Annotated in this window: 3 protein-coding genes and 1 rRNA gene; all 4 read left to right on the forward strand. The window is 67.8% G+C overall.

Annotated features, from left to right (window positions below; genetic code table 11):
- A 5S ribosomal RNA gene (gene rrf, locus ACFWXQ_RS48740) occupies positions 1-88 on the forward strand; the annotation flags it as partial.
- 73 nt (positions 89-161) lie between these two features.
- Positions 162-809, forward strand: coding sequence for an HAD family hydrolase (locus ACFWXQ_RS48745; RefSeq protein WP_383957099.1), 648 nt, complete (start codon positions 162-164; stop codon positions 807-809).
- 119 nt (positions 810-928) lie between these two features.
- Positions 929-2161 (forward strand): MFS transporter, encoded by a 1233-nt coding sequence (locus ACFWXQ_RS48750; protein WP_383957103.1) that lies wholly within the window; start codon positions 929-931, stop codon positions 2159-2161.
- Complete coding sequence (locus tag ACFWXQ_RS48755; RefSeq protein WP_383957106.1) at positions 2112-3284, forward strand: acetoin utilization protein AcuC; 1173 nt, start codon at positions 2112-2114, stop codon at positions 3282-3284. The genes ACFWXQ_RS48750 and ACFWXQ_RS48755 overlap by 50 nt, the downstream gene beginning before the upstream one ends.
- Positions 3285-3547 lie beyond the last annotated feature (263 nt).

A 3547-nucleotide genomic window follows, 5' to 3' on the forward strand; every position in this document is an offset into this window, starting at 1 on the left:
CGGTTACATTCCGAACCCGGAAGCTAAGCCTTACAGCGCCGATGGTACTGCAGGGGGGACCCTGTGGGAGAGTAGGACACCGCCGAACAAATATTGGAGAAAGCCCCCGCACTTCGGTGCGGGGGCTTTCTTGCGTTTCAGGGTCGTTTAGGGTCTTTGTCATGCGCTACGAACTGGTGATCTTCGACAACGACGGCGTCCTCGTGGACAGTGAGCCGATCTCCAATACGCTGCTGGCCGCCTATCTCACCGAGCTGGGGCACCCCACCTCGTACGAGGAGTCCCTGCGCGACTACATGGGCGCCGCCATGCACCGCGTACACGACATCGTCGAGGAGCGGACCGGGGAGCGACTGCCTGCCGACTTCGACGATGTCTTTCATGCGCGGGTGTTCGCTGCCTTCGAGCGGGAGTTGGAGCCGGTGGCGGGGGCCATGGAGGTTCTGGAGAAGCTGGCCGCGGACGGGGTTCCGTACTGTGTGGCGTCGTCGGGGAGTCATGAGCGGATCCGGGTCGGGCACCGGAAGACCGGTCTTGACCGGTGGTTCGACGACGGGCGGATCTTCAGTTCGCAGGATGTCGGGCGGGGGAAGCCGGCGCCGGACCTGTTCCTTCACGCTGCCGAGCGCATGGGGGTGCCGCCGGAGAAGTGCCTTGTCGTCGAGGACAGTCCGCTCGGGGTGCGGGCAGCCGTTGCGGCCGGGATGGATGTGTACGGGTTCACGGCGATGACGCCGGCCGAGCGGTTGGCGGGGGCGGACCGGCTCTTCGGGGACATGGGGGAGCTGATCGGCCTGCTTCAGGGCTGACTTGCCGCCCGCCCGGCCGCCGAGTTGATCTCAAGTTGATCTTCTAGCACCAGAGTTGAACAAAATTCATCTTTGAACCGTCTACCCACGAGTAAGCCTGAGCCCTACGCTGAGCCGCCATGACAGATGTGCTGCGGCGTGGCCGGGCTTCTTTGGCATTCAGCTTCTTCGCCCAGGGCGTCGCCTTCGCGCTGCTCGTGACACGTATACCCGCGATCCAGGACCGGTACGGGATATCCGACGCCCTGCTGCCCGCCTTCCTGGCCGCCGTGCCGATCCTCGCCGGGGTCGGCAGTGTCTGCACCGAGCAGCTGGTGAAGAGGGTGCCGCCCAGTCACGTACTGCGCTGGTCGCAGCCGGTCGTGCTGCTCGCGCTGCTCGGGGTGGGGGCCGGCGACGGGCTGTGGGCGATCGGGCTGTCGCTCGCAGCCTTCGGGCTGGCCGTCGGATCGCTCGACGCCTCCATGAACATGCTCGGGGTGAGCCTTCAGCACAGGTACGGGCGCAGCATCATGCTCGGGTTCCACGCGGCGTTCAGCCTGGGCGGGATCGTCGGGGCGTCGCTCGCGTGGGTGGGGGCGCACTGGGACCTGGCGCTGTTCGTGTCGTATCTGCCGGTGGTCGTGGTGCTGTTGCCGGCGGCGTTCGTGGGGAGTCGGTGGTACGTCGACGGGAGCGGGCCCGAGGCCGAGGCGAAGGCGCAGGGCGAGGACGGGAGCAGTAGCGGTGGCGGTGGCGTCGGGTTCAAGGTGCTGCTGCCTCTGTGTCTGGTGATGGCCGTCGCGTACATCGGGGATTCGACCGTCTCCAACTGGAGCGCCAAGTATCTGCAGGACGTGCTCGGCAGTTCGGAGCAGCTGGCGACCGTTCCGTACAACGTCTATATGGTCACCACGCTGATCGGGCGGGCCGTCGGGGACCTCGGGGTGCGGCGGTTCGGGGCCGTGATGGTGGTGCGGGCCGGTGCGGTGGTCTCGGCGGCGGGGTTCGCGGTGGTGGCGGGGGCGCCGGGGGCCTGGGTCGGGATGCTCGGCTTCACGCTGCTGGGGTTCGGGTTGTGCGTGATCGTGCCGCAGACCTTCGCGGCCGCCGGACGGCTCTTCCCCGGGGCTGCGGATGCGGCCGTCGCCCGACTGAATATCTTCAACTATGTGGGGTTCTTGATCGGTTCGCCCTTGGTGGGAGCTCTGGGCGATGCGTGGAGTTATCGCGGGGCCATGCTCGTGCCGATGGTGTTGGTGCTGGTGACGTTGGTGTACGCCAAGTCGTTCGCCTCTGAACCTTCCCGATACGGTGACGGGCATGAGCGGCCGCGCACAGCTGATGTGGGACGAGGCAGTAACGGGCTATGACTTCGGCCCGGATCATCCGATGGATCCGGTCCGGTTGGCGCTGACCCGGCGACTGGTCGATGCCTTCGGGCTCGACCGGGAGGTGGAGGTCGTCTCGGCCAAGCCGGCCGGGGACTCGACTCTGCGGCTTGTGCACCGGGAGGACTACATCGAGGCGGTCAAGGCCGCGTCTGTGGATCCGAGGGCTGCGGACGGGGCGTACGGGCTGGGGACCATGGACGATCCCGCCTTCGCCGGGATGCATGAGGTGTCCGCGCTGATCGCCGGGCAGTCGGTGGGGGCCGCCGAGGCCGTTTGGCGGGGTGAGGCGCTGCACGCGGTGAACTTCGCGGGTGGGCTCCATCATGCGATGCCCGGCGGTGCGTCGGGGTTCTGCATCTACAACGACGCTTCCTTGGCCATTGCCCGGTTGCTGGAGCTCGGGGCCGAGCGGGTCGTGTACGTGGATGTGGACGTGCATCACGGGGACGGGGTGCAGGCCGCGTTCTGGGAGGATCCGCGGGTGCTGACCGTGTCCTTGCACGAGCATCCTCGGACGCTGTTTCCGCAGACCGGGTGGCCGGAGGAGACCGGGGCCGCGTCCGCGGAGGGGTCCGCGGTGAACGTGGCCTTGCCTGCCGGGACCGGGGACGCGGGGTGGTTGCGGGCCTTTCACTCCGTCGTGCCGGAGTTGGTCGCGAACTTTCGGCCGCAGGTGCTGGTGACTCAGCACGGGGCCGATACGCACTTCGTGGATCCGCTCGCGCATCTTGCCGTGTCGTTGGACGCTCAGCGGGCTGTGCAGGTGGCCTGTCATGAGCTGGCGCACGAGTACGCCGAGGGGCGGTGGGTCGCTCTTGGTGGGGGCGGGTATGCCGTGGTGGATGTGGTGCCTCGGTCGTGGACGCATCTGGTGGCTGTTGCGGCGGGGCGGGAGATTGCGCCGGAGACGGTGGTTCCTGAGGGGTGGCGGCAGGAGGTTTTTGCTCGTACTCGGCAGCTGGCGCCTGCGCGGATGACTGATGGGCGGTGGCCTGTGGCGTGGAAGGGGTGGGAGTCGGGGTATGACCCCGCCGACCGTCTTGACCAGGCTGTGCTTGCTGCGCGGCGGGCTGTGTTTCCGTTGCGGGGGTTGCTGGCGTAGGGCTCCGCCCGGGGGGCAGGGGGACCTGGCCTTTTCTCGCCCCCGCCGCCCCTACCCATTCCCGTCCTTCTGGGGCTCCGCCCCAGGCCCCGTGGGGTTTGTTGTCGGGTGCGGGTTCGTTGTGGCTTGTCGCGCAGTTCCCCGCGCCCCTAGGTTTTTAGGGGCGCGGGGAACTGCGCAGTCTTTTGGGGGTTCGGGGGCGGAGCCCCTGAGGCTGGGACGGGAATGGGTAGGGGTGCGCCGAGATCGAGCCGTTGTTGATG

The sequence above is a fragment of the Streptomyces sp. NPDC058697 genome (assembly GCF_042715345.1).
Taxonomy (GTDB): domain Bacteria; phylum Actinomycetota; class Actinomycetes; order Streptomycetales; family Streptomycetaceae; genus Streptomyces; species Streptomyces liliifuscus.